The sequence below is a fragment of the Corallococcus sp. CA053C genome (genome assembly GCF_003611675.1).
Lineage (GTDB): Bacteria > Myxococcota > Myxococcia > Myxococcales > Myxococcaceae > Corallococcus.
In genome coordinates this window covers 1-25,527 of the sequence record NZ_RAWA01000097.1, presented here as the reverse complement: position 1 = coordinate 25,527, position 25,527 = coordinate 1, and the positions used below count along the sequence as shown (strand labels likewise).

The following is a 25,527-nucleotide window of genomic DNA, read 5'->3' as shown; positions in this document are numbered from 1 at the left end:
GTGCCAGCGCGGCACCGGCCCCAACCCCCGCAGCGCCACCGCCACGACGCTCACCACCGGCAGCACCCACGCCGCCGCGTACCACCCCGACGGTTGCGTGCCGCTCACCGCCCGCAGCAGCGCCGCCGTCACCACCGAGCGCCCATATAGCGTCGCCGCGTACACGTGCGGATGCTGCGCCATGTTCCCCAGCATCCCCAGCGCCTCCACCAGCAGGCACCCCAGCGCGCTCCAGCCGAACACCGCGCGCCGGCTGCGCTCCGCCGCCCACGCCCCGGCACCCAGCAGCGCCCCCAGCACGAGCCCGATGACCGAGTACGCGGCGATGAGCCGCGCCACCTGCCACAGCACCACGCCGCGCCACTCGCTCCACACCCAATCGGTGACGATGCGGCTCTCGTTCCCCTGGTAACCCAGTTGCATGTTCAGCAGGGCACAGAGCGTGTAGAGCAGCAGGAAGACGAGCAGGCCCGCCCGGCAGCCAAGCAGGAGGGCACGCCCGAGCGTCGGTGACCGGGCCATGGAGGACATCCAGGGGGAGCGTGGGCACGAATCCCACGGAGGCCACCCCGGGGCCGGCCCAAGTGCCCACGCCCGGACGGCGGGGAAGCTCGATTCCGCCCCGGGTGTTTTCCAGGCCGGATTTCCGGGCTCCTGGACCTGGGAGGTCCTCCGAAAACGCTGGCCCTGTCACTGGACTGGCGAGCAGGGGACCCGGGCTCTACTGTTCAGGCGCCTCCTTCTTCACTCCGGGAACCTGCCGCTTATGTCCTTTACGCACCTTCACCTCCACACCCTCTATTCGCTGCTCGATGGGGCGATCCGGATGAAGGACCTCATCAAGACGGTGAAGGAAAAGGGCATGTCGAGCGTGGCCGTCACGGACCACGGCAACATGTTCGGCACCATCGACTTCTACAAGAAGGCGAAGGACGCCGGCATCAAGCCCATCCTCGGCCTGGAGGCGTACGTCGCGGGGCCCAAGGGGCGCGAGGACCGCTCGGAGAAGGTGGCCCACCACCTCATCCTCCTGGCGAAGAACGACGAGGGCTACGCGAACCTGCGCTACCTGTCCTCCACCGCGTACATGAACGGGTTCTACTACCACCCGCGCATCGACAAGGAGGTCCTGGCCAAGCACAGCAAGGGCCTCTTCGGGCTCACCGCGTGCCTGGGCGGCGAAGTCACGAGCGCGTGCTTCCGCGGCGACATGGACCACGCCCGCCGCGCCGCCACCGAGTACAAGAACATCTTCGAGCCCGGGCAGTTCTTCCTGGAGATCCAATCCAACGGGATGCCCGAGCAGGACAAGGCGAACGAGAACCTCAAGCAGCTCTCGCGCGACATCGACGTGCCGCTCGTCGCCACCGCGGACGCGCACTACATCAAGCGCGAGGACGCCCGCGCGCATGAGCTGCTGATGTGCATCGCGAGCGGCAAGACGCTCGCGGACAGCAAGCGCCTGCGGCACTCCACCGACAAGCTCTACGTCACCAGCCCCACGGAGATGCTGGAGTTCTTCAAGGACACGCCGGAGGCCGTCCACAACACCCAGCGCATCGCCGAGCAGTGCAACGTGGAGCTGAAGCTGGGCAAGCCCATGCTGCCCACGTTCAAGGTGCCCGACAGCCACACCCCGGACTCCTTCATGGCGGAGCTCGCCTACGAGGGCCTGCGCCAGCGCTTCGAGGAACTCAAGCACCAGTACCCCATCGACCACCAGCAGTACAAAGACCGCCTCACGCTGGAGCTGGGCGTCATCCAGCGCATGGGCTTCAGCGGCTACTTCCTCATCGTCCAGGACTTCATCAACTGGGCGAAGGACCACAACATCCCGGTGGGCCCGGGCCGTGGCTCCGGTGCAGGGTCGCTCGTCGCGTACGCGCTGCGCATCACCGACCTGGACCCCATCCCGTACAACCTGCTCTTCGAGCGCTTCCTCAACCCGGAGCGCGTGTCGATGCCGGACTTCGACATCGACTTCTGCCAGGACCGGCGCGACGAGGTCATCAAGTACGTGGGCCGCAAGTACGGCGAGATGAACGTGGGGCAGATCATCACGTTCGGTTCGCTCAAGGCCAAGAGCGTGCTGCGCGACGTGTGCCGCGTCTTCGGCCTGCCGTTCAGCGAAGGCGACCGCATCGCCAAGCTGGTGCCCGAAGTCCTCAACATCACCTTGAAGGAGGCCATCGAGATGGAGCCTCGCCTCAAGGAGATGATCGAAAAGCCCTCCAACATCGGTGAGGTGGAGGGCAACCCCGTCACCACCAAGGACGTGCTCGAAATCGCGCTCGCGCTGGAGGGCCTGCACCGCCAGCCCGGCATGCACGCCGCAGGCGTCGTCATCGCCGACAAGCCGCTGTGGGAGTTCGTGCCCGTCTACTCGCCCCCGGGCGAGAAGATCCTCATCACCCAGTTCGCCAAGGACGAGGTGGAGGCCGCGGGCCTGGTGAAGTTCGACTTCCTGGGCCTGAAGACGCTCACCGTCATCCAGCAGGCGCTGGACCTGGTGAACCGCAACCACAAGAAGGACATCAAGCGGCACGAGATCCCGCTGACCGATCCTGAGATGTGGGCGCTGATGGCCAAGGGCGACACGGCCGGCGTCTTCCAGATGGAGTCCAGCGGCTTCACCGAAATGGTGATGAAGCTCAAGCCGTCCTGCTTCGAAGACGTCATCGCCGCGGGCGCGCTCTACCGCCCGGGCCCGTTGGACGCCGGCATGGTGGACGTCTTCATCAACCGCAAGCACGGCCGGGAGAAGGTGTCGTATCCGCACCCGAACCTGGAGCCGGTGCTCAAGGACACCTACGGCGTCATCGTGTACCAGGAGCAGGTGATGCAGATTTCGCAGGTCCTGGGTGGCTACACCCTGGGCCGCGCGGACCTGCTTCGCCGCGCCATGGGCAAGAAGAAGGCCGAGGTCATGCAGGCCGAGCGCGCCGGCTTCATGGAGGGCTGCAAGGCCAACAACGTGGACCTGAAGGTCGCGGGCGAAATCTTCGACCTGATGGAGAAGTTCGCCGAGTACGGCTTCAACAAGAGCCACTCCGCGGCGTACGGCCTGGTCACCATCCACACGGCGTGGCTCAAGGCCCACTACCCGTGCGAATTCATGGCCGCCCTTCTCACCAGCGAGAAGGACAACACCGACAAGGTGGTGAAGCACATCGGCGAGGCCCGCGAGTCGGGCACGCAGGTGCTGCCGCCGGACGTGAACCAGTCCGACCTGGCCTTCGGAGCGGTGGACGGGAAGATCCGCTTCGGCCTGGGCGCCATCAAGGGCGTGGGCGAGGGCGCCATCGAGTCCATCCTGGAGGCGCGCAAGGAGGGCCCCTTCAAGAGCCTGTTCGACTTCTGCGAGCGCGTGGACGGCCGGCGCGTCAACCGCAAGGTGCTGGAGGCGCTGGTGAAGGCGGGCTCCTTCGACTTCGAGAAGCGCCCCCGCGCGCAGCTCTTCGAGACCATCGAGCGCGCGATGAACCGCGGATCCGCCAGCCAGAAGGACAAGGCCGCGGGCCAGAGCTCGCTGTTCGGCATGCTGTCGGGCCCGGCCTCCGCCGGCACCGGCCTCAAGGACGACTACGCGTCGGTGGACGAGTGGCCGGAGAAGGAGCGCCTGGCCTACGAGAAGGAGTCCATCGGCTTCTACGTGTCCGGCCACCCGCTGTACCAGTATGAGAAGGAATTGAAGCGCTACGCGCGGCCCATCACCGCCGTGCAGCGCGCGCGCCGCGATGAGAAGATCACCGTGGCGGGCATCATCACCGTGCTGCGCGAGCGCCCCACCAAGACGGGCAAGCGCATGGCGTGGGTGACCATCGAAGACCTGTCCGGCTCCACGGAGCTGGTGTGCTTCCCGGGCAAGGACGGCACGCGCAACGTGATGGGCAAGGACGGCAAGTGGTCCAAGCAGGGCCCCAAGCCGGGCTACGAGCAGTGGGAGCACCTGCTCAAGTCGGACGACCCCATCCTGGTGACGGGCACGGTGCAGATTTCGCAGCGCGACGAGAACACGCCCACCGCGGAGCTCATCGTCGACGACATCCAGAGCCTCAAGTCCGTGCGGGAGAAGCGCACCAAGCGGCTGGAGCTGCGCCTGCCCGCGGACGTCGTCACCGAGGAGCGGCTGGCGAAGCTCAACGAGCTGGCGAAGAAGTACGCGGGCGCGACGCCGGTGGCGGTGAGCGTGCTGTTCCCCGGGGAGGCCGAAGCGCACATCGCCGGCACCACGCTCAAGGTGCAGGTGAACGACGAATTGCTCCTCGCGGTGGACAAGCTCTTCGGGCAGAAGGTCGTGGAGTTCGGCTGATTCACTCGCGAAGGAGCGACTCCATGGCGGATGGCGTGTTCAGGGATGGGCTGCTGAAGGGCAAGACGGCCTTCATCTCCGGTGGCAGCAGTGGCATCAACCTCGGCATCGCCACCGCGTTCGCGAAGGCGGGCGCGAAGGTGGCCATCAACGGCCGCAACGTGGAGAAGCTGGAGGGCGCGGTGAAGGGCCTCCAGGCCCACGGCACCGCGATGGGCGTCGCCGCCGACGTGCGCGACTACGCGTCCGTGGAGAAGGCGCTCCAGCAGGTGAAGGACGCGTACGGTGAAATCGACGTGCTGGTGTGCGGCGCCGCGGGCAACTTCCCCGCGCCCGCGCTGGGCATGTCGTCCAACGGCTTCAAGGCGGTGATGGACATCGACGTGCTGGGCACGTTCAACGTGGCGCGCGCCGCCTTCGAACACCTGCGCAAGCCGGGCGCCTCCGTCATCACCATCTCCGCGCCCCAGGCCTACCTGCCCATGGCCATGCAGGCCCATGTGTGCGCCGCCAAGGCCGGCGTGGACATGCTCACCCGCGTGCTGGCCATCGAGTGGGGCGGCGCGGGCGTGCGCGTCAATGCCATCACCCCCGGCCCCATCGAGGGCACCGAAGGCATGAGCCGGCTCGCGCCGTCGGAGGACTCGCGCCAGAAGCTCGCCGGGGCCCTGCCGCTCCAGCGCTTCGGCACGCCGGAGGACATCTCCCGGCTGGCCCTCTTCCTCTCCTCCGAAGCGGCCTCCTACATCACCGGCTCCATCATGGTCTGCGACGGCGGCCAGTCCCTCCTGGGCGGCGCCGCGCTCCTCCAGGCGATGAACGGCTGAATTTCAGTTGAGCTGAAAGGTTCCGGCCTGGCATTCCTTACGTGAGGGGATGTCTGATAGAAACCAGTGCAACCCCGCGCAGGCCTGTGTCGCCGCGCGGAGGCTGCCCGCTGGTCGGAGACCTCCATGTCCCCACGTTTCGAAGTGCTCGCCCGCTGTCTGGGGTTGAGCGTGCTGTGTCTGGGTTTGTCGCTGGGGTGTGGCGACGGTGGTGTTCCCCCGCAGCCCCCTCCCGAGGTGAAGGGCGTGGTGAGCGCGGAGTCCTCCACGCTCACCGTGGACCGGCCCACGGGCGTGCTCCCGGACGGCCATGACGGGGCGGTCGTCACGGTGACGGTGCTGGACAAGGCCGGCTCTCCGCTGGCGGGGCGGCCCGTGACGGTGACGGTGGAGGGCGACGGCGCGGTCGTCGCGGTGGCCGCGAAAGCGACGGCGGCCAACGGCCAGTCGCAGGCGCTCGTGGCGTCGACGGTGGCGGGCGTGAAGCAGGTGCGCGCGTCGGTGACGGACGTGGACGGCGCGCAGGTGGCGCTCCCCGTCACGGCGAGGGTGGAGTTCGTCGCGGCCCCCTCCATTCGCAAGCTGGTGTTCCGCGAGGCGCTGCCGGACGGCGTGGCGGGCGTGCCGCTGAGCGGGCTGGAGGTCGCCATCCAGGACGCCAGCGGCGCGGTGGTGCCGGACAGCGCGACGGAGGTGACGTTGTCGCTGGGCTCCGGGGGCATCGTCTTTCCGGAGGGCCTGCTGAAGGTGACGACGGTGGCGGGCGTGGCGCGCTTCCCGGACGTGGTGCTGAAGCGGGCCGGAGCGAACTACCACTTCATGGCGAACGCCCCGGGCTTCGAGCCGGCCGCGAGCACCTTCTTCAAGGTGGCGCCCGGCGCGCCGGTGGCCGTGGGGCTGAGCACGCTCCTGGAGACGGCGGTGGCGGGTGTGGCGCAGGACCTCCAGGTGACCCTGCAGGACGCCTACGTCAACACGGTGACGAACTACACGGGCACGGTGACGCTGACGTCCACGGACCCGGCCGCGACGCTGCCCGCTGCCCACGCCTTCACCGCCGCGGACGCGGGGCAGTACACCTTCAAGGGCATCACCTTCCGGACGGCGGGAGCCCAGGACCTCAAGCTGGATGACGGCACGCAGCCCATCTCGTTCAACTTCCGCGTGGCCGTGTCCGCCGGCCCTGTCGCGAAGCTCGTCTTCACGCAGCAGCCCGTGCGTGTCTCGACGCGCGCGACCCTGGGGCTCGTGGAGGTCCAGTTGAAGGACGCCTTCGGCAACACGGTCCCGGTGGGGGCGCCGTCGGTGACGCTGTCGCTGCCGCAGGCGGGCTTCACGCTGTCGGGCACGAAGGTGGCCTCGCCCGTGGATGGCGTCGCGAAGTTCACGGCGCTGAGCGTGGCGGGGCACGGGGTCACGCACCTGGTCGCCTCCGCGCAGGGCCTGCCGGATGCGACCAGCGGCGACCTGGAGGTCGTGGACGACGTGCCTCCCGCGAAGCCGGTGCTGACGCAGACGGGGGCCACGGAGACCAGCCTCACCGTGCAGTGGACGGGCGTGGGAGATGACGGCACCCAGGGGCCGCTGGCGGCGCAGGAGCTGCGCTACGCCACGACGCCCATTGATTCGGACGCGGCCTTCGCGGCGGCGACGCCGGTGACCGTCGGTGCCCCGGTGCCTCCGGGCACGGTGCAGTCCGCGACCCTCTCCGGGCTCGCGGCGGGCAGCACGTACCACGTGGCGCTGAAGGTGGCGGACGCGCATGGCAACTTCGCGCGGTCCGACAGCCTCGCGGTGTCCACGGTGGATCCGCAGGTGACGCAGCTCGCGTTCACGCAGCAGCCTTCGAATGGCAACGCGGGCTCGGCGCTCGCGGACGTGAAGGTGTCGCTCCAGGACGCGCGCGGCGATGTTGTTCCCACGGCCACCACGGTGGTGACGCTGACCCTCACCGGCCAGCCCGGCTTCACGGCGGTGCCGGTGGCGGCGGTGAATGGCGTGGCCACCTTCCACGGGCTGCGCGTGGACACGGCGGGCACGTTCACCTTCACCGCCACGGCGGGCGCGCTGACCCAGGTGAGCCAGTCCTTCACGGTGGGCGCCGGTGCGGCGGCGAAGCTCGTGCTGGCGGCCCTCCCGGCCTCCGTCTCCGCGGGCGCTTCGCTCTCGGTGACCGTGTCCGCGACGGATGCCTTCGGCAACCGCCTCACGGACTACGTCGGCACGGTGCACTTCACCTCTTCGGACGCGCAGGCGGTGGTGCCTTCGGACGTGACCTTCGCCTCGGCGGACGAGGGCGAGAAGACGGTCTCCGGCCTCGTGTTCAAGACGGCGGGGACGCAGTCCCTCACCGCCACGGACACCGTCAACGCGGCCCTCACCGCGACGGTGGACACCGACGTGCGCGCCAGCACGGCCGCGTCCCTCGAGGTCGTCGCGAGCGCGGGCCCCTTTGGCGCGGGCCAGTCCCTGAGCTACGAGCTGGTGGCGCGTGACGCCTACGGCAACGTGGCGAAGGACTACGCGTCCACGGTGACGTTCTCCTCCACGGACGCGCAGGCGGTGCTGCCCGGTGCCTATACGTTCACCCTGCTGGACGAGGGCCGGCACCCCTTCAGCGTGGAGCTGCGCACCGCGGGAGACCAGGACGTCACCGCGGAGGACGTGGCGGATCCGTCGCTCACGGCCACGCACACCTATTCCATCATCCCCGCGGCCGTGGATCGGGTGGTGTTCGTCTCCGCGCCCGTCACGGGTGACGTGCGGCAGGCGCTGGCGGACATCGAGGTCGCGGTGCAGGACGCCTACGGCAACACCGTCACCAACGCGTCGGCTGACGTGCGGTTGGCCCTGGTGGGCGGCACCTTCGCGCAAGGCGTTCCCACGCGCGCGACCGTGGAGGGTGTGGCCACCTTCAGCGGCCTCAGCGTCGATGACGAAGGCACGTACCAGCTCCAGGCGAGCGCGGATGGCTTCCAGGACATCACGTCCGGGGACCTGAGCGTCGCCGATACGCAGGCTCCGGCCGCCGCGGCGGGCTTCAGTGCGACGGCGGTGTCCGGCGACAGCATCCGGCTGGACTGGCAGGCCCCGGGTGACGACGGCGTCCTGGGCACGGCCGCGCGCTACGAGCTGCGCTACGCCACATCCCCCATCACCGACGCCAATTTCGACTCGGCCACGCTCGTGACGGGCGTGGGCTCACCCCAGGCGGCGGGCACGGCGGAGTCCTTCACCGTCCCCGGCCTGACGGAAGCCACGACGTACCACTTCGCGCTGAAGGCGTTCGACGGCGCGGACAACGGCAGCGCGCTCGCCACCGCGAGCACCGCCACCACCGACCCGTGCAACGGCTACGTGTGCACGCCGCCCGCGTCCCAGTGCGCGGAGGACGGCACGTCGCTGGAGGTGTACTCGTCGGTGTGCGTGGTGCGGAACGGCGCGCCGACCTGCGAGGACGGCGAGATGACCCTCCAGGCCTGCCCCGGCGCGGACGCGGTCTGCTACGCGGGCGCGTGCGCCACGGCGCCCCACCCGGGCGCGGGCGAGCTGGTCCTTTCGGAGGTGATGCACTCGCCGTCCGCGGGCACCACGGAGTACCTGGAGCTGACCAACACCACGTCGAAGCTGCTGGATGCCAACGGCCTGGTGGTGAACCTGGTGAACGGCGCGGGCACGGCGGAGACCTTCACGGTGAATCACGGCAACGCGCTGCTGGTGCCGGCGGGAGGCCGCACGGTGCTCGCGCAGAACGCGAACTTCGCCAACAACGGCGGCGTGGCGGCGAACCACGCCTGGGGCACGGACATCTCCCTGGACAACACCGGCTCCATCACCCTCAAGCAGGGCGCGGTGACGGTGGACAGCCTGACGTACACGAATGCGTTCCCGCAGACGACGGGACGCGCGATGAGCCTTGCATCCAGCATCGTGGGGACGAATGGCAGCGCGCGGGCCTGGTACTGGTGTGATTCGTCCGGCAGCCTGTCCGGTGGGGACCGGGGCACGCCGGGCCAGTCCAACGACGACTGCGGCCTGAACGTGGAGAAGCCGCTCAACTACTGCGTCCTCCAGTACCCGAAGACGTTCCCGTCCGGTGACGGTGTCTACCCGGCGAGCATCAACACCACCGACAGCTATGACATCTTCAGCCAGTTCTACAGCTACGACGTCACGCAGCGGAACACGAAGGGCAACGACTACTACCCCCGCATCGAAGCGCAGCTGGGCTACGGCACGGACGCCACCAACCCGGCGGGCTGGACGTGGAAGGCGGCGGACTTCAACCCGGGCTTCACCACGCCGAACTCGAACAACGACGAGATGAAGGCGACGCTGCAGATCCCCACGTTCGGCACGTACAAATACGGCTTCCGCTACCGGTTCACGGACGCGGGTGAGCCGTGGGTGTACTGCGACCAGAACGGCAAGACGGTGCCGCCCGCTGGCACCTACGGCTCGGTGCTGGTGGGCAAGGTTCCGCTGACGAACCACGTGGTCATCAGCGAGTTCAGTGGTGGCAACGGCTCGGGGACGGCCGCGACGGACGAGTTCATCGAGCTCTACAACCCGACCAACGCGGACGTGGACCTGTCCACCTGGCAGGTCAGCTACAGGTCGGCCATCGGGCCCGCCTGGGGCGCGCCCGTCACCATTCCGGCCGGAAAGGTCATTCGCGCCCACGGCTACTTCCTCCTGGCGGGGGCGAACTACAGCGGCGGTGCCACGACCCCCGCGGATGTCTCGTACACCTTCGACACCTCCGCCTCCCCGACGGCGGGAGGCCACGTCCGCGTCCAGCGCCTCGTGAGCGGGACGTACGTGGACGTGGACAAGCTGGGGTGGGGCACCGGGAATTCCCCCGAGGGAACCGCCGCTCCCGCTCATCCGGCGGTGGGTGGCAGCCTGGAGCGCAAGGCCGTGTCCACCTCCACCTCCGCCACCATGGCCGTGGGGGGCACGGACGCAGCGCGCGGCAACGCTCAGGACACGGACAACAACTCCGTGGACTTCGTGACCCGCGCGGCGCGGCAGCCGCAGAACTCGTTGAGCCCGCTCGAGTTCTACTGACGCCTGCACGGCTTGGTTGAACCCAGGAGGCCGCCCACGGCACCACGCCGGGGCGGCCTCCGCCGTTTGAGGGCCCTCCAGGCCCGCCCGTCCGTCCGCCGTCCGACGGACGGGGCAGGGCAGGGGGCCTCATGTCCGGCAAAGGGACTGCCGCCCTCACACGGGTGCTGCCCCTGCGTGCGGGGCGCATTAGCTTTGGCACCTCTTTGAGAGGAGCCCTTCCCGTGTCCGAGTCCCTGGTCCCCGTCGCCGCCCGCCATGTCACCTGCCCGCCGGAGGACTTCCGCCGCGCGAGCGAGGAGGCCCTGGCCACGGCCCGCGCTGGCATCGCGCGCCTCAAGTCCATGCCCGCGCCGCGCGCCACCCGCGACGTGCTGGAGCTGTACGACGAAACCTCCGCCACACTCGACGACGCCTCCGCGCGCGCCAGCGTCGTGCGCCACACCCACCCGGAGGCCGCGCTGCGCACGGCCGCGGAGGCCGCCGAGCAGTCCCTGGAGAACCTCTCCAACGAGCTGCGCATGGACCGGGGCGTCTACGACGTCCTCTCCGCGGTGGACCTGTCCGGCGAGGACGCCGCCACGCGCAAGTGGATGGAGAAGGTGCTGCGCGACTTCCGCCGCGCCGGCGTGGACCGCGACGAGGCCACCCGCGAGAAGGTGAAGGCGCTCCAGGAAGAGCTGATCCGCATCGGCCAGGAGTTCAGCCGCAACATCAGCCAGGACACCCGTACGGTGGCCCTGCCCCCGTCCGCGCTGGACGGCCTGCCGGTGGACTACGCGCGAGCGCACGCCCCCGGTCCGGACGGCCAGGTGCGCATCTCCACCGACTACCCGGACCTCGTGCCCTTCCTCACCTACGCGCGCGACGGCAAGGCCCGCGAACAGGTCTGGCGCGCCAATCGCCAGCGCGGCCACCCCGCCAACGTGGACGTGCTGGGCCGGCTCGTCGCCCGCCGCCATGAGCTGGCCACGCTCCTGGGCTATCCGCACTGGGCCGCCTACGCCACCGAGGACAAGATGGTGCGCACCGCGGACGCCGCGCGGGACTTCATCCAGAAGATCTCCACCGCCGCGGAGGCGCGCATGAAGCGCGACTACCAGGTGCTGCTGGAGCGCAAGAAGAAGGACGAACCCGGCGCCACCCAGGTGGAGCCCTGGGACTCCGGTTACCTGGATGACCGCGTGAAGGCGGAGCAGTACGCCTTCGACTCGCAGACGGTGCGCCCCTACTTCGAATACACGCGCGTGAAGCAGGGCGTCCTGGACCTCACCTCCCGCCTCTTCGGCGTCACCTACCGCCCCGTGAAGGACGTGCCGGTGTGGCACCCGGAGGTGGAGGTCTTCGACGTCTACGAAGGCACCGCGCTCAAGGGCCGCTTCTTCCTGGACATGCATCCGCGCGCGGACAAGTACAAGCACGCGGCCCAGTTCACACTGACCAGCGGCAAGGCCGGACGCCGGCTGCCGGAAGGCGCGCTCATCTGCAACTTCCCGAAGCCGGGTGAAGAGCCCGCCCTCATGCAGCACCGCGACGTGGAGACCTTCTTCCACGAGTTCGGCCACCTGCTGCACCACATCTTCGGCGGCCACACGCCGTGGGCGGGCCTGTCCGGCGTGCGCACGGAGTGGGACTTCGTGGAGGCCCCGTCGCAGATGCTGGAGGAGTGGGCGCGCGACGTGACGTGCCTGCAGACCTTCGCCACGCACTACCAGACGGGGGAGAAGCTGCCCGCGGAGCTGGTGGAGCGCATGCTGCGCGCGGACGAGTTCGGCAAGGGCCTCTTCGTGCGCCAGCAGATGTTCTACGCGGCGCTCAGCCTGGAACTCTACCGGCGCGACCCCAAGGGCCTGGACGCCACCGCGCTCGTGCGCGAGCTGCAGGGCCAGTACATCCCCTTCCCGTACCTGGAGGGCACGTACTTCCACCTCACCTTCGGGCACCTGGATGGGTACTCGTCCAACTACTACACGTACATGTGGTCGCTCGTCATCGCGAAGGACCTCTTCACGGTGTTCCAGAAGCAGGGCTTGCTCAACCCCGCGCCCGCGCAGGCGTACCGGCGCGCGGTGCTGGAGCCCGGAGGCTCCGACGACGCCGCGCGCCTGGTGAACCGCTTCCTGGGCCGTGACTACGACTTCCGCGCCTACGAGGCCTGGCTCAACAAGGCCGCGTAGTCAGGCCACACGGGGCGGGCGGCTTGAAGAAGAGCCGCCCGCGCCGGGGACTTCACCGGAGGCTCACTCCACCTTCGTCTGCTGCACGTGCCAGATCTCCTCGGCGTACTGCTTGATGGTGCGGTCCGAGGAGAAGATGCCCGCGCGCGCCACGTTGATGATGCACTTCTTCGTCCAGGACTCCTGATCCTGGTACGCGCGCACCACCTCCTCCTGCTTCGCCATGTACGCCGCGAAGTCCGCGAGCACCAGGTAGCGGTCCTCGTCCAGCAGGCTGTCCACCAGCGGGTGGAAGAGGTTGCGGTCCTCGGGGGAGAAGAAGCCGGAGCGGATGAGGTCCAACGCCTCGCGCAGCTCCGTGTTGGACTCGTACACGTCACGCGGCCGGTAGCCGGCCTTCTTGCGCGCGATGACCTCGTCCGCGGTGAGGCCGAAGAGGAAGAAGTTCTCGTCGCCCACCGCGTCGCGGATCTCCACGTTGGCGCCGTCCAGCGTGCCCAGCGTCAGCGCGCCGTTGAGCATCAGCTTCATGTTGCCCGTGCCGGACGCCTCCCAGCCCGCCGTCGAAATCTGCTCGGACACGTCCGCCGCCGGGATGATGCGCTCCGCCAGGCTCACCCGGTAGTTGGGCACGAACACCACCTGCAACCCCGTGGTGCCCGCGTCGCTGTTGACCACCTCCGCGATGCCGTTGATGAGCCGGATGGTCAGCTTCGCCAGGTGGTAGCCCGGCGCCGCCTTCGCGCCGAAGAGGAACGCGCGCGGGTGGACGACGCTGGACGGGTCGCGCCGCGCCTTCATCCACAGCGCCACGATGTGGATGGCGTCCAGCAGCTGCCGCTTGTACTCGTGCAGGCGCTTGATCTGCACGTCGAAGATGGCGTTCGGGTTGAGCTGCACCCAGCGCAGGTCGCGCACGTGCTGGGCCAGGTCCACCTTGTTGGCGTGCTTCACCTCGCGGAACGCCTGGCGGAAGGCCGGGTCCTCCGCGTGCGGCTCCAGCTTCGTGAGCTGGTCCAGGTCCGTGGCCCACCCCTCGCCGATGCGGCTGGTGATGAGCTTGGACAGGCGCGGGTTGCACCACGCCAGCCACCGGCGCGGCGTGACGCCGTTCGTCTTGTTGTTGAAACGCTCCGGGTACATCTGCGCGAAGTCCGGCAGCACGTCCCGGCGCAGCAGGTCCGTGTGCAGCGCGGCCACGCCGTTGACGCTGTGGCTGCCCACCACGGCCAGGTGGGCCATGCGGATCTTCTTCTCCGGGCCCTCCTCCACCAGGCTCATCCGCTGCTGCTTCTCCACGTCGAACGGGTAGCGGATCTGCACCTGGCGCATGAAGCGCTGGTTGATCTCGAAGATGATCTCCAGGTGCCGGGGCAGCAGGCGCTCGAACAGCGACACCGGCCAGCGCTCCATCGCCTCCGCGAGCAGCGTGTGGTTGGTGTAGCCGAACGTCTCCTGGGTGATGGAGAAGGCCTCGTCCCAGAGCAGGTGCTTCTCATCCACCAGCACGCGCATCAGCTCCGCCACGCCAATGGCCGGGTGCGTGTCATTGAGCTGGATGGCGGCCTTGCGGGAGAACTCACGGAAGTCGCTGTGGTTCTTCAGGTAGCGCCGGACGATGTCCGCGATGGAGCACGCCACGAAGAAGTACTGCTGCTTCAGGCGCAGCTCCTTGCCGGCCTGGAACGCGTCGTTGGGGTAGAGGACCTTGGAGATGACCTCCGAGTCGTTCTTCTCCACCACCGACCGCTCGTAGTCGCCCGCGTTGAACAGCAGCAGGTCGAACTCCGCGCTCGCGCGCGCCTGCCACAGCCGCAGCGTGTTGACGGTGTTGTTGCCGTAGCCCGCGACCGGTGTGTCGTACGGCACGCCAATCACCGTCTTGCCGCCCACCCAGCGCGCCACCGGGCGGCCGTCCGGGCCCTGGTGGTGCTCCACGCGTCCGAAGAAGCGCACCGGCACGGCCTTCTCCGGCCGGACGATCTCCCACGGGTTGCCGAACTTCAGCCACTCGTCCGCGCGCTCCACCTGGTAGCCCTCCACCAGGTCCTGGGAGAAGATGCCGAACTCGTAGCGGATGCCGTAGCCCATGCCCGGGTAGCCGAGCGTCGCCAGCGAGTCCATGAAGCACGCCGCCAGCCGCCCCAGGCCGCCGTTGCCCAGGCCCGCGTCCGGCTCCATCTCCAAGAGCTGCGTCAGGTCCACGCCGACCTCCTGCATGGCGGCGGCGGCGGACTCGTACATATTCAGGTTGAGCAGGTTGTTGCCCAGCGCCCGACCCAGCAGGTACTCCGCGGACAGGTAGTACGCGCGCTTGACGTCCTGCTCGTAGTACGTGCGGGCCGTCTTCACCCAGCGGTCGGTGAGACGGTCGCGCACGGCGAGGGACAGGGCCATGAAGCGGTCATGCGCGGTGGCCGTCTCCGGGTTCTTGCCGCGCGAATAGCGCACGTGTTCGAAGAAGCCGCGACGGACGCTGGCCGCGTCGAGCCCGGTGCGGCCGCTGTCTTCGGGCGTGCCCGAGGAGGTGGGCGGAGGCGGCGCGGGGCGCGCGGAGGCAGGAGGAGCCATAAGTCGGTCGTCTCGTGGGTCACGAAGAGGTGGGTGCTTCCGGGCGCCCCCGTCTGGACGAGAGCGCACCGCGTGCGAGGGTATCGTGTCGGGCCTGTTCAGGCACCGGAAAGCCGCAGCCCGTCCCCTGGGATGCCCGCTCCCCCCACCAGGGAGGGAAGGTGCGCGAGGACCCTCCGGGACATGCTCCGGCGTTGGCGGGGAGGGCCCCGTGGACTGGCTTCGCTTGGAATCCCGATTGCGTGAGGAATTGGGGTAGAACCCAGGAGAATGGCCTCTCCCTTGCGTGACCTGGAGCAGCGCATCGCCCTGACCCGTCCCGGCGACACGGTGCGGGGCCTGAGCTTCACGGCGGTGCTGCACCTCACGCGCAAGCACCTGGGGAATGACGCCGCGGAGCGCCTGCGCGCGCCGCTCCTGCAGCGCAACCCGGTGGACTTCTTCTCCTACCCGGCGGTGGACTTCCTGCGCCTGATTGCCTTCGCGGCGGAAGCGCTCCAGCCCGCCTTCGGCACGCATGACGAGGCCCTGCGCGCCTGCGGCGGCGCCATCTGCGGGACCTTCTTCGAGTCCACGGTGGGGCAGACGCTTCTGCGCTTCACCGTCGGCGGCGACCCCAAGCGCATCTACAGCAACGCGCCCGCCTCCTACGCCACCGCCGTGAGCTACGGGCAGCGCGAGTACCTGGCCCTGGGCGACAAGCGCGTGCGGCTGCACTTCAAGGACGACCTGCTGCCGGTGCAGGTGCACGAGGGCATCCTCGCCGCGGCCCTCAGCGCCCTTCAGCGCGAGGGCCAGGTGCGCGGCACCGAGCTCTGCCTGGGCGAATCCGAGTACCTCATCGAGTGGGCCTGAGAAACGCGTCGGGCCCCGCTCCACCGTGAAGGGGAGGGGGCCCGAAGGGCGTCGAGGCGGAAGGTAGCGGCTACTTCGCGGGCGGAGGCGCCGCCTGGCCCGCGACGGCGGCCACGGAGACCGCGTCCAGCTGCTGGGCCATGTCGTGCGCCTTGGCGAGGAAGTCCCCGGTCAGCTCCTTGGGCAGCGGATCCGCGCGGGGGAACTTCTGGGTGAGCGGGTTGGCGTAGGCGCCGTTGCGCTTCAGGCCGAAGTGCAGGTGCGGGCCGGTGGAGCGGCCGGTGTTGCCCGAATAGGCAATCACCTGCTTCTGCCGCACGCGCGTGCCGTTGCGCACGCCGTCACCGAAGCGCGACAGGTGCATGTACTGCGTCTCCATGCCGTTGGAGTGGCGCAGCACCACCATGTTGCCCGCGGCGCCCGCGTTGCCCGCGGACACCACGGTGCCGTCGGCCACGGCCCACACCGGGGTGCCAATGGGGGTGCCGTAGTCCACGCCGTTGTGATTCTTCACGTACTGGAGCACCGGGTGGAAGCGCGACCCGAAGCTGCTGGTGACATGCGCGTACTTCAGCGGGCTCTTGAGGAAGGTCTTCTTGGCGCTCGCGCCATCCTCCTGGAAGAAGTTGGCCTCGCCGTTGGGCAGCAGGTAGCGGAACACGCGCTTGTTGCCCACGAGGCCGCCCTCGTAGGTGGCCGCCAGCACCTCGCCGTAGCGCAGCACGCGGCCCTTGGAGACGAACTTCTCCACCAGCGCCTTCGCCCGGTCGCCCTTGCGAACATCGCGGTAGAAGTCGATGTCCCACGCGAACACGTCCGACAGCACCAGGCCGATGGACGGATCCTCGCCCGCGGCCAGCGTCGCCTCGTACAGGGACGTGTTGATCTCCAGCGAGACCACGGACACCTGCTTCTCCACCTCGATGGAGCGCTTGCTGCCGACGTATTTCTCGCCGTCGCGGCGCACCTGCCACTCGTCCACGGTGCTCTGGCGGTAGTCGAAGAAGTCCAGCTCGCCGTTGCGCATCACCAGCCGGAACTGGTCGCCCACGCGGGACTTGCGGAAGTCGAACACCCCTTCCAGCGCCGCGATGACGGCCTCCACCTGCGCGTCGGGCAGGGCCGCGTCGTGCAGGGCACCCGCCAGCGTCTGGCGCGGCTCGATGCGGCGGTTCTTGATGTCGTACTGGGTGGCGGCTTCGGAGGTCGACGCCGCCGCGAGGGCGGCGAGGCAGAGCAGGGAGGCGGTCTTCATGGGGGCGGACAGGAGTGTAGAGGACTGTTGCACCTCCGCCCAACTCCTGGATTCACATCGCCTGTCCGCCCGCCTGCTCCGGCGCTACACCTACAGCTCCACCTTCTTCTCCGAGTGGTGCTGCCCGTCGTAGCGCAAGAGGGCGCCCTTGCCGTCGTAGCGGGTGATGATGTTCACCGGCCGGCGCCAGAGGCTCTGGAGGTTGCGCAGGGTCTCCCGCGCGTAGTCGCCCTTCAGGTCCTGCCCGTCGTGCTTGTGCGCGAGCAGCAGCTCCGAGCGGTTCTCGTAGTTGCCGTCCACCACTTCGATGATGGGCTGGCCGAAGTTGGTGAGCGACGTGAGCAGCTTGTTCTTCACCTTGCGGAACTCGCGGTCCAAAATCTCCCACGAGTTGCGCTTGTCGTTGAAGCCATACACGAACAGCTTCTGCTGCTGGGCGAACTCGGCGGTGAGGAACGTGTCGATGAAGGTGATGTCGTTGTAGTGCTTGCGGACCTCGAAGATCTTCTCACGCCCCGCGCCCAGCTTCTTGTCCCAGGCCTGGCGGGCGCGCAGGTCGTCGCACTCGTCCCACTCCTTGCCGAACTTGCCCTTGTTCCACCGGTCTTCAATGTCCCGCCACAGCTCGATGCCCAGCTTGTACGGGTTGATGGCCCCGGGCCGCACGCCCATGGTGCCGGAGTGGTGGTCCGCGTAGTCGATGATCTCATCGTCGCGCAGCGCCCGGCGGGTCATGATGGTGGAGTGCCAGTAGCTGGCCCACCCCTCGTTCATGATCTTCGTCTGGCCCTGCGGCGCGAAGTAGTAAGCCTCGTCGCGGAGGATGGAGAGGATGTCCACCTCCCACGGCTCCAGGGGCGCGTGCTCCAAGAGGAAGTACAGCACGTCCCGCTGGGGGCGCTCCGGGAAGCGCTTGCGCTGCTGCTTCTCGTCCTCGGAGTGCTTGCGCTGCGAGTCCAGGAACTCCGAAGGGTTGATGTAGCCGCGCATGTACTCGCGGTTCACCTTGAAGCCCTCCACGCGCTCGTTGGACTTGAGCTCCTCCTCCGCGCGCTGCGGGTCGGGGTTTCTGCGGATGTGCGGCGCGTGCTGGTCGATGAGGTTCTCCAGCGACAGCGTGCGGTCGATGAAGTCCTCCACCTTCTCCACGCCAATCTTGTCCACCCAGCGCCGGACGCGGGTGGCGTGGTTGGCCATGTCGTCAATCATCCGGCGGTTGGTGTGCCGGAAGGAGAAGTTGTTCTTGAAGAAGTCGCAGTGACCGTAGACGTGGGCCATCACCAGCTTCTGGTCCACCTCCGGGTTGCTCTCCATCAAGTAGGCGTAGCAAGGGTCGTTGTTGATGACGAGCTCGTAGATCTTCGACAGCCCGTACTCGTACCCCTTCGCCAGCTGCTCGTACTCCATGCCCCAGCGCCAGTGGGGGTAGCGGGTGGGGAAGCCGCCGTAGGCGGCCACCATGTTCATCTCGTCGTAGCTGACCATCTCGAAGACGGTCTCGAAGAAATCCAGGCCGAATTCCTTGGCGTAGCCATGGATTTCATCCCGCAGCGCGGCGAGGCGGGGTGTCAGGCTCTTGGGCATCGGGCGGGTGCTCCGGTTGGGGATGGGCGAGCGCTTCAGCGCCCCTTGCCGAGGAAGTCCTTGATGGACGTGTAGATGGCGTCCTTGTCCGCGATCTCGCTCAACGCGACGTTGGTCGTGTCACCCACCGCCTCGCGCAGGTCCTTGATGAACTGACCGCTGCCGTAGGGCGACTCCACCTGCCCGTAGGCGAACTGGTTCACCTGCGGGAGGATGTCGCCCCTGAGCATCTCGATGCACTGGCGCGTGTCGTCCGCGCTCCAGTTGTCACCGTCGCTGAAGTGGAACGGGTAGATGTTCCACGCGCTCTTCGGGTAGTCCGCCTGGATGATCTCCCGGCACAGCTTGTAGGCGCTGGAGATCATCGTCCCGCCGGATTCACGGGTGTGGAAGAACGTGTCGCGGTCCACCTCGCGGGCCACCGCGTCGTGGATGATGTAGCGCGACTCCAGGCCCTTGTACTGGTGCTTGAGCCACGTATCGAGCCAGAAGCTCTCGATGCGGACGATCTCCTTCTGCTCGTCCCCCATCGAACCCGACACGTCCATCATGTAGATGATGACCGCGTTGGTGTCCGGCAGCTCCTGCAGCTTGTAGCTGCGGTAGCGCCGGTCCTCGCGCGTGGGGATGATGACCGGCATCTTGGGGTCGTAGGTGCCGGTGGCGATCTGCCGCTTCAGGGCCTGCTTGAAGGTACGCTTGAAGTGCCGCAGCGACTCCGGGCCCGTGGTGTTGACGCCCGTGTACTTCACCTTCTGCGTGACGATGCGCTCGCTCTGCCGCCGCTCGATGCGCGGCAGTTGCAGCTCTTCGCCCAATATCTGCGCCAGCTCCTCCAGGGTGACGTCCACCTCCAGGGCATGGTCTCCCTCGCCCTGGCCGGCCTGGTGCCCGTCCCCGGGCTCTACCGCCCCGGGGCCGAGCTGCTGACCCACCTCGCCCTCGCCCTGCCCGACGCCGCCCTGCTCCTTGTGGCCGTACTTGAAGCGCGGGATGTCGATGAAGGGGATGGGGATGCTGATGGCATCCTTGCCCTTCTTGCCCAGCATCTCGCCCTTCTGCACGTACTTGCGCAGGTTGGCTTTGATCTTCCCGCGGACGATCTGTTTGAAGCGGGAGTGGTCCTGGTGGATCTTCAAGGTCACGGTGTCACGTCCCTCTGGGGCAAGGCGTCAGGTGTTCGCGTCACTCCTTCGCGTCGCCGCGGGCGAAGATGCTGGCCACGAAGTTCAGCACGTCCGTGGAGCAGATCTCGCAGTACCCGTAGTTCTTCATCATCCGGTCCTTCACCAGGTCGATCTTCTCCTGGGTCTCCTTGTCCACGACGGAGGACACGAGGTTCTTGAGCTTGATGCTGTCCTTCTGGTCTTCGAAGAGCTTCAGCTCCAGCGCCTTGTGCAGCCGTTCGTTGGTCCGGTAGTTGAAGGTCTTGCCCTCCACGGCGAGCGCGCCGATGTAGTTCATGATCTCCCCGCGGAAGTCGTCCTTGCGGCTCTCCGGGATGTCGATCTTCTCTTCAATCGACCGCATCAAGCGCTCGTCCGGGACCTCGTAGATGCCGGTGTACTTGTTGCGGACCTTCTCCTTCTGGGTGAAGGCCTTGATGTTGTCGATGTAGTTGCCGCACAGCTTGCCGATGGCGTCCTCGTCGGCGCTGATGGCGCGCTGGACCTCGTTCTTGACGATGTCCTCGTACTCCTGCTTCACCGTGGTGAGCAGCTCCTTCATCCGCTTGCGCGCGTCCTCGTTGTTGATGAGGGAGTGCGTCTTCAAGCCGGCTTCCAGCTCGTTGAGCACCATGAAGGGGTTGATGCAGCCCTCGCCCTTGTCGCTCACCAGGGCGTTGGAGATTTTATCCTGGATGTAGCGGGCGCTGATGCCCTCCAGGCCCTCGCGCACGCTCTCCTTGCGCAGCTCCTTGATGTTGTCCTCGGTGAAGTTGGGCAGCGTCTTCCCGTTGTAGAGCTTGAGCTTCTGCAGGAGCGACAGGTTGTGCTTCTTGGGCTCCTCCAGGCGCGTGAGGACGGCCCACATGGCGGCCATCTCCAGCGTGTGCGGCGCGATGTGCTTGCCCTTGATGGCGCGGGAGTTGAAGTCCTTCTCGTAGATCTTCACCTCCTCCGTGAGCTTGGTGATGTACGGGATGTCGATCTTCACCGTACGGTCACGCAGCGCCTCCATGAACTCGTTGCTCTCGAGCTTCTTGTACTCGGGCTCGTTGGTGTGCCCGATGATGACTTCGTCGATGTCCGTCTGCGGGAACTTCTTCGGCTTGATCTTGTGCTCCTGCGACGCGCCGAGCAGGTCGTAGAGGAACGCGACGTCCAGCTTCAGCACTTCCACGAACTCAATGACGCCGCGGTTGGCGATGTTGAACTCGCCGTCGAAGTTGAAGGCGCGCGGGTCGGAGTCGGAGCCGTACTCGGCGATCTTCCGGTAGTTGATGTCGCCGGTGAGCTCGGTGGAGTCCTGGTTCTTCTCATCCTTGGGCTGGAACGTGCCAATGCCCACGCGGTCCTTCTCGCTGAAGATGAGCCGGTTGACGTGCACGTGGTTCATGACCTGGGCGAAGTCGCCGCCGTACTGGGTCATGAGCTCCTTGAAGACGAAGCGGCACGCGGGGCACAGCTCGCACCCGTCCGGGATGGTGTAGCCGGACTCCGGCGGGGACAGCTCCGCGAAGATTTTGGGACGCCACTCCTTGGGGATGAGGTTGAGGGGCTCCTCGTTCATCGGGCACTTCATCTTCTCCTTCACCACCGTGCCGTCCGGCTGCTTCTTGTCGGTGAGCCAGGAGTAGGTGTAGGCGGCGCCCTCCGGGACCTTGGAGTACTCCTCCATGCCCTTCTTGAGCAGGCGGGCGATGGTGGACTTGGACGAGCCCACGGGCCCGTGGAGCAGGATGACGCGCTTCTCCGTGCCGTAGCCCTGGGCCGCGGACTTGAAGACGTTCACCAGCTTCATCAGCGGCACGTCCAGGCCGAAGATGGCGTCACGGCCGCCGAAGCGCTCGTCACTGAAGAAGTGGTAGCGCGTCAGCTTCTTCTTGTTGTCGATGTACTCCGACTTTCCGTGGCTGAGGATCATGTCGTAGATCCTCTGGAAGGCGGTGCGGGTGACCTTGGGGTTCTTGCGGACGATTTCGAGGTAGTCCTCGAAAGAGCCGTCCCAGTTGAGTTCCGCGTAGGTCTTCACATCCTGGAACGCGGCGATTCTGGAGACCCACGAGCCCTTCTCAGCGTCCTTCATGTCTCTCCCTCGAAGGCTGCCGGAGGAACGCGAACGCTCGCGTTCTTCCAGGAAGCCAGCATGGTGAACCTGGAGGGCTGGAAGGCCATTCCACACCCACCCCGATGAGGTCCCAGGCGACGACAATCGCGATGCTCACGCCCCTTCGGGACCCCGCCGCGGAGTGGGACCGCGCGTCAGCTCGTGTCGGAGAGAGAAGCCGCTCCCCTTCACGGGGTGAAAAGGCACTTCGATTATAAGGACCCTGACCCACGCTGGGAGGAGCCCCCCCGGTGCGATGTGTCGGATCCCACCACGCACAACCGCGTACTTCCCGACGATTGTGCCCCTGCTGGAGGACACCCCGTCCAGGCAGGCCCCCTGTGGGGCGACGTCCCCGTCCGCTCCACATGTCGGCGTGACGGCCTGTGTGCCGTTTCCGTCCCGCCCGGAAGGGTCCGTAACAGCGCGAATCCGGCGGTGCCCGGGGATTTGGTGCTCCAGGGAGGCAGCGGCAGGCGGGCGGGCATCAGGCAGGTGGGTGGGTCGCTGGCTTGGCTTTGAGCCCTGCCTGCGTATCCTCCCGCGCGCCATGCTCCCCGCTACGAGTCCCGCCGCCCCTGCTCCCACCCCTTCGGTTCCCGGCCTGTCCGCGGTGCCCGCGCCGCGGCCTGAACCGTCCTTGCGGTGGCTCGTGGGGTTGCTGCTGGTGGCGGCGCTGCTGCCCCGGCTGGGGGTGTTCTTCCTCAACGAGAACCTCTACGGGGACGCGGTGGTGCGCACCGAGCTGGCGGAGCGGTGGCTCCACGCGCCGCACGTCATCACCTCGTACAAGGATGGGACGTACCAGTTCGGCCCCCTGCACCTGTACCTGGTGGGCGCGGTGCTGTCGGTGTTCGACCGCGAGGTGGCGGGCCGGCTGGTGAGCCTGGTGTTCGGCGTGCTGTCGGTGGTGCCGCTGTTCGCGCTGACGCGGCGGCTGTTCGGCTGGCGCGCGGGCGTGGCCGCGGGGCTGGCCTTCTCCGCTTGGGGCATGCACCTGCAGTTCTCCACCACGGCGGGCAGCGAAGCGGTGTCGCTCTTCTTCATGCTCGCTGTCTTCGCGCTGGTCGCGGAAGGGGTGGAGGAGAACCGCTTCCAGCCGCTCTTCTGGGCCGGCATGTTGCTCAACCTGGCGTGCGCGCTGCGCTACGACGCGTGGATGTACATCCCGCTCATCACGGTGGCGCTGGTGTTCAGCAGCGAGGACCGGGTGGCGTCGCTCACGCGCGCGGTGGGCTTCGGGCTGGCGTGCCTGCCGTTCCCGCTGCTGTGGATGCAGGGCAACGAGCTGGCGCACGGCGATCCGTTCTTCCCCATGAAGGCGGTGGACGACTTCCACCGGCAGTGGGTGGTGGACTCCGGGGGAGCGGGAGGGGCGCTGGTGTGGCGGCTTCAGCAGCTGGGGTTCTGGCCCGCGGTGGCGCTGTTCACGCTGACGCCCGGCGTGGCGCTGCTGGGCGCGGTGGGCATGGTGAAGGCGTGGAAGCAGCACCCGGAGACGCGCTGGCTGGTGGCCATGGCGGTGGTGCCCTCGCTGTACTTCACCTTTCGCGCGGCGGTGATGCTGAGCTTCGTGCCGCTGGCCCGCTTCACGGTGACGCAGCTGGTGCTGCTGCCCGTCTTCCTGGCGCCAGGCTTCGCGGCGGTGGTGGCGAACCGGGGCGCCTTCGCGCGCCGCGCGGTGGTGGGCGTGAGCGCGGTGCTGGCGGTGGTGATGCCCGTGGCGCTGGGCCTGTACACGTTCCGCACCGAGGGCGGGCTGCACGACTCGCTGCGCCCGGTGAGCCCCACGTCCACCAACCCGGTGGCGGTGATGCAGGTGGCGCGCTTCCTCAAGGACGAGGTGGCGGCGAAGGGCGGCGCGGCGGCCGTCGACGACGACCCGCGGTACATGGACCTGCAGCTCGCCTTCTTCTCCGGGCTGCCGGAGATGCGCCTGGCGCGCGTGCGCTGGGACACCTTCCGTCAGCGCCTCCAGGACGCGAATCCGGACGTGCTGGTGCGCTTCGACGAGGGGACGCTGTTGAAGGACCCGGGCGTGCGGTTGGAGGGGCGGACGTTGACGCTCGACGGCGTGGCGTACCTGGAGCAGGACGGCTTCTCCGCGCCGCTGCACGTCTACCGCCGCCGGCCGTAGGCAGTGAGCAGCTCCCGGAGGCGGCTCAGGCGGCTCCTCAGGCCTCTGGGTCGTAGTCGTCCGGGTCGTAGCCCTCGTCGACCGGGGCGCGGTGCGCGTCCAGCCAGCCCTGCAGGATGAACTGCGCGGCGAGCTGGTCGATGACCTCCCGGCGCTTCGCGCGGCTGACGTCGGCCTCCAGCAGGGTGCGCTGGGCGGCCACGGTGGACAGCCGCTCGTCCCACAGCTCCACGGGCAGCCCCAGCGACTGGCCCAGGACGTCCGCGAACCGGCGTGAGGCCTCCGCGCGCGGACCTTCGGAGCCGTTCATGTTGAGCGGCAGCCCCAGGACGATGCGGGTGACCTCGTACTCCTTCACGAGCCGGGACAGCTCCGCGAGGTCCGCCTTGAGCGACGTGCGCCGCACGGTGGTGACCGTCTGGGCGGTGAGCCCCAGTCCATCCGAGACGGCCACCCCGATGGTCTTGGTGCCGTAGTCGAGCCCGAAGGTGCGCATGGGCGCCGGACTCTAGCCGCAATCCTCCGCGTGGGACCGACCCGTCCGCGCCAGGGGACGCATGCGGACAGTCCTCGCGCCCAACCCCTGGATTTGTCTCACCGCGCCCGGTGCCACGGTCGGCATCGCCGCTGCAATGCCCCTGTCCCGTCCGAAGAGACGGCGCGCGGCTTTCTGGCAGCACCCACTTCAACCCGTCGCGCGGGAGTTCCGATGCTCGACATCCTCAAAGGCGTGGCGAACCTGCTGGGCGGCCCGATGTCTTCCGTGGTCGACCTGGCGGGCAATGCCCTGGGGCTACCCCCGGTCCTTACCAACTCCATCAAGACGGCCGCGGGGGTGATGACCGGCAACGTGATGATGGCGGCCAGCGGCGCCCTGGGCGTCGCGGACGAACTGAAGAAGCACCCACCCGCGAAGACGGAGTACTGCGCGCCGAAGGACGCGGCGACGGCGGGAGCAGGCTACGCGCCGTCCTCGAATGCGGGCTCCACGCAGGGGACGCCCGGGGCCCGCAGCCCGCTGGATCCGCGGCTGCTGGACTACGCGGACTCGCTGCGCACGCTGGAGGCGAACTTCGGCTACCTGGACCTGATGGACGGGCGCAAGGACGGCTCGCTGTCGCACGGCGACCTCCAGCGCGTCGCGCAGGACACGAACGTGTCGCCCATGCTGCGGGACGCGGCGAAGTTCCTGGTCGAGAACCGGACCTTCTTCGAACAGGCGGACACGGCGAAGAAGACGCTGCTCGGCCTGCCGGTGGTGCCGAACTTCAACGACGACCGCATCGACGTGCGGACCCTCCAGCTGGAGTCGAAGCGGCTCGCCGCAGACTTCGAGAAGTACGGACGTCCGGAGCGGCCGGGCCGTCCGTCCCCCGCGCCGTCGGACTGCGAACCGCCCCGGTCGGACTGCCCGCCGCCCACCACGGGAGGAGGCAGCGTGCCGGGCCGGCCGGGCGGCGGTACGGGCG

12 protein-coding genes and 2 pseudogenes are annotated in these 25,527 nt (G+C 68.1%); 7 read left to right on the top strand and 7 right to left on the bottom strand.

Annotated features, from left to right (window positions below; genetic code table 11):
• Window positions 1–522, bottom strand: a pseudogene (locus tag D7V97_RS15505) (arylsulfatase); the annotation flags it as partial.
• 244 nt (window positions 523–766) lie between these two features.
• On the opposite strand from D7V97_RS15505, the gene dnaE reads away from it, so the two are divergent.
• The 4 genes from dnaE (at window position 767) to D7V97_RS15485 (ending at window position 12,386) form a co-directional block, all read left to right on the top strand.
• Window positions 767–4,312, top strand: a complete 3,546-nt coding sequence (gene dnaE, locus D7V97_RS15500) for a DNA polymerase III subunit alpha (RefSeq protein WP_120611412.1) — start codon at window positions 767–769, stop codon at window positions 4,310–4,312.
• A gap of 23 nt (window positions 4,313–4,335) precedes the next feature.
• Window positions 4,336–5,139: an SDR family oxidoreductase gene (locus D7V97_RS15495; protein WP_120611411.1), complete on the top strand. Its 804-nt coding sequence runs from the start codon at window positions 4,336–4,338 to the stop codon at window positions 5,137–5,139.
• A gap of 126 nt (window positions 5,140–5,265) precedes the next feature.
• Complete coding sequence (locus tag D7V97_RS15490; RefSeq protein ID WP_120611410.1) at window positions 5,266–10,209, top strand: lamin tail domain-containing protein; 4,944 nt, start codon at window positions 5,266–5,268, stop codon at window positions 10,207–10,209.
• A 224-nt stretch (window positions 10,210–10,433) separates the two neighbouring features.
• Entirely contained in the window at window positions 10,434–12,386 is a 1,953-nt protein-coding gene (locus D7V97_RS15485; protein ID WP_199728821.1) for a M3 family metallopeptidase, read from the top strand.
• 63 nt (window positions 12,387–12,449) lie between these two features.
• Here D7V97_RS15485 and D7V97_RS15480 read toward each other — a convergent pair whose 3' ends face one another.
• A complete protein-coding gene (locus D7V97_RS15480) occupies window positions 12,450–14,957 on the bottom strand; it encodes a glycogen/starch/alpha-glucan phosphorylase (RefSeq protein WP_120611408.1) in 2,508 nt (835 codons plus the stop codon).
• A gap of 270 nt (window positions 14,958–15,227) precedes the next feature.
• On the opposite strand from D7V97_RS15480, the gene D7V97_RS15475 reads away from it, so the two are divergent.
• Window positions 15,228–15,812, top strand: coding sequence for a DUF2378 family protein (locus tag D7V97_RS15475; RefSeq protein WP_120611407.1), 585 nt, complete (start codon window positions 15,228–15,230; stop codon window positions 15,810–15,812).
• A gap of 70 nt (window positions 15,813–15,882) precedes the next feature.
• On the opposite strand, the gene D7V97_RS15470 is transcribed toward D7V97_RS15475, so the two are convergent.
• The 4 genes from D7V97_RS15470 to D7V97_RS15455 all read right to left on the bottom strand — a co-directional run bounded on the left by D7V97_RS15470 (window position 15,883) and on the right by D7V97_RS15455 (window position 21,900).
• Complete coding sequence (locus D7V97_RS15470) at window positions 15,883–17,067, bottom strand: peptidoglycan DD-metalloendopeptidase family protein (protein WP_199728820.1); 1,185 nt, start codon at window positions 17,065–17,067, stop codon at window positions 15,883–15,885.
• Window positions 17,068–17,157: 90 nt separating this feature from the next.
• Entirely contained in the window at window positions 17,158–18,651 is a 1,494-nt protein-coding gene (locus D7V97_RS15465) for a SpoVR family protein (RefSeq protein ID WP_120611405.1), read from the bottom strand.
• A 35-nt stretch (window positions 18,652–18,686) separates the two neighbouring features.
• Window positions 18,687–19,796 (bottom strand): DUF444 family protein, encoded by a 1,110-nt coding sequence (locus tag D7V97_RS15460; RefSeq protein ID WP_120611404.1) that lies wholly within the window; start codon window positions 19,794–19,796, stop codon window positions 18,687–18,689.
• Window positions 19,797–19,836: 40 nt separating this feature from the next.
• Complete coding sequence (locus D7V97_RS15455) at window positions 19,837–21,900, bottom strand: PrkA family serine protein kinase (RefSeq protein ID WP_120611403.1); 2,064 nt, start codon at window positions 21,898–21,900, stop codon at window positions 19,837–19,839.
• 571 nt (window positions 21,901–22,471) lie between these two features.
• Between D7V97_RS15455 and D7V97_RS15450 the strand changes: the two genes are divergently transcribed.
• Window positions 22,472–24,058 (top strand): glycosyltransferase family 39 protein, encoded by a 1,587-nt coding sequence (locus tag D7V97_RS15450; RefSeq protein WP_120611402.1) that lies wholly within the window; start codon window positions 22,472–22,474, stop codon window positions 24,056–24,058.
• Window positions 24,059–24,095: 37 nt separating this feature from the next.
• On the opposite strand, the gene ruvX is transcribed toward D7V97_RS15450, so the two are convergent.
• Entirely contained in the window at window positions 24,096–24,554 is a 459-nt protein-coding gene (gene ruvX / locus D7V97_RS15445; protein ID WP_120611401.1) for a Holliday junction resolvase RuvX, read from the bottom strand.
• A gap of 213 nt (window positions 24,555–24,767) precedes the next feature.
• Here ruvX and D7V97_RS15440 point away from each other — a divergent pair.
• Window positions 24,768–25,527: pseudogene (locus D7V97_RS15440) on the top strand (hypothetical protein); the annotation flags it as partial.

Bases quoted from the DNA above. Each gene is read 5' to 3' on its own strand.
- dnaE (WP_120611412.1), top strand. From the start codon at position 767: ATGTCCTTTACGCACCTTCACCTCCACACCCTCTATTCGCTGCTCGAT.
- D7V97_RS15470 (WP_199728820.1), bottom strand. From the start codon at position 17,067: ATGAAGACCGCCTCCCTGCTCTGCCTCGCCGCCCTCGCGGCGGCGTCG.
- ruvX (WP_120611401.1), bottom strand. From the start codon at position 24,554: ATGCGCACCTTCGGGCTCGACTACGGCACCAAGACCATCGGGGTGGCC.
- D7V97_RS15450 (WP_120611402.1), top strand. From the start codon at position 22,472: ATGCTCCCCGCTACGAGTCCCGCCGCCCCTGCTCCCACCCCTTCGGTT.
- D7V97_RS15455 (WP_120611403.1), bottom strand. From the start codon at position 21,900: ATGAAGGACGCTGAGAAGGGCTCGTGGGTCTCCAGAATCGCCGCGTTC.
- D7V97_RS15465 (WP_120611405.1), bottom strand. From the start codon at position 18,651: ATGCCCAAGAGCCTGACACCCCGCCTCGCCGCGCTGCGGGATGAAATC.
- D7V97_RS15495 (WP_120611411.1), top strand. From the start codon at position 4,336: ATGGCGGATGGCGTGTTCAGGGATGGGCTGCTGAAGGGCAAGACGGCC.
- D7V97_RS15475 (WP_120611407.1), top strand. From the start codon at position 15,228: ATGGCCTCTCCCTTGCGTGACCTGGAGCAGCGCATCGCCCTGACCCGT.
- D7V97_RS15490 (WP_120611410.1), top strand. From the start codon at position 5,266: ATGTCCCCACGTTTCGAAGTGCTCGCCCGCTGTCTGGGGTTGAGCGTG.
- D7V97_RS15480 (WP_120611408.1), bottom strand. From the start codon at position 14,957: ATGGCTCCTCCTGCCTCCGCGCGCCCCGCGCCGCCTCCGCCCACCTCC.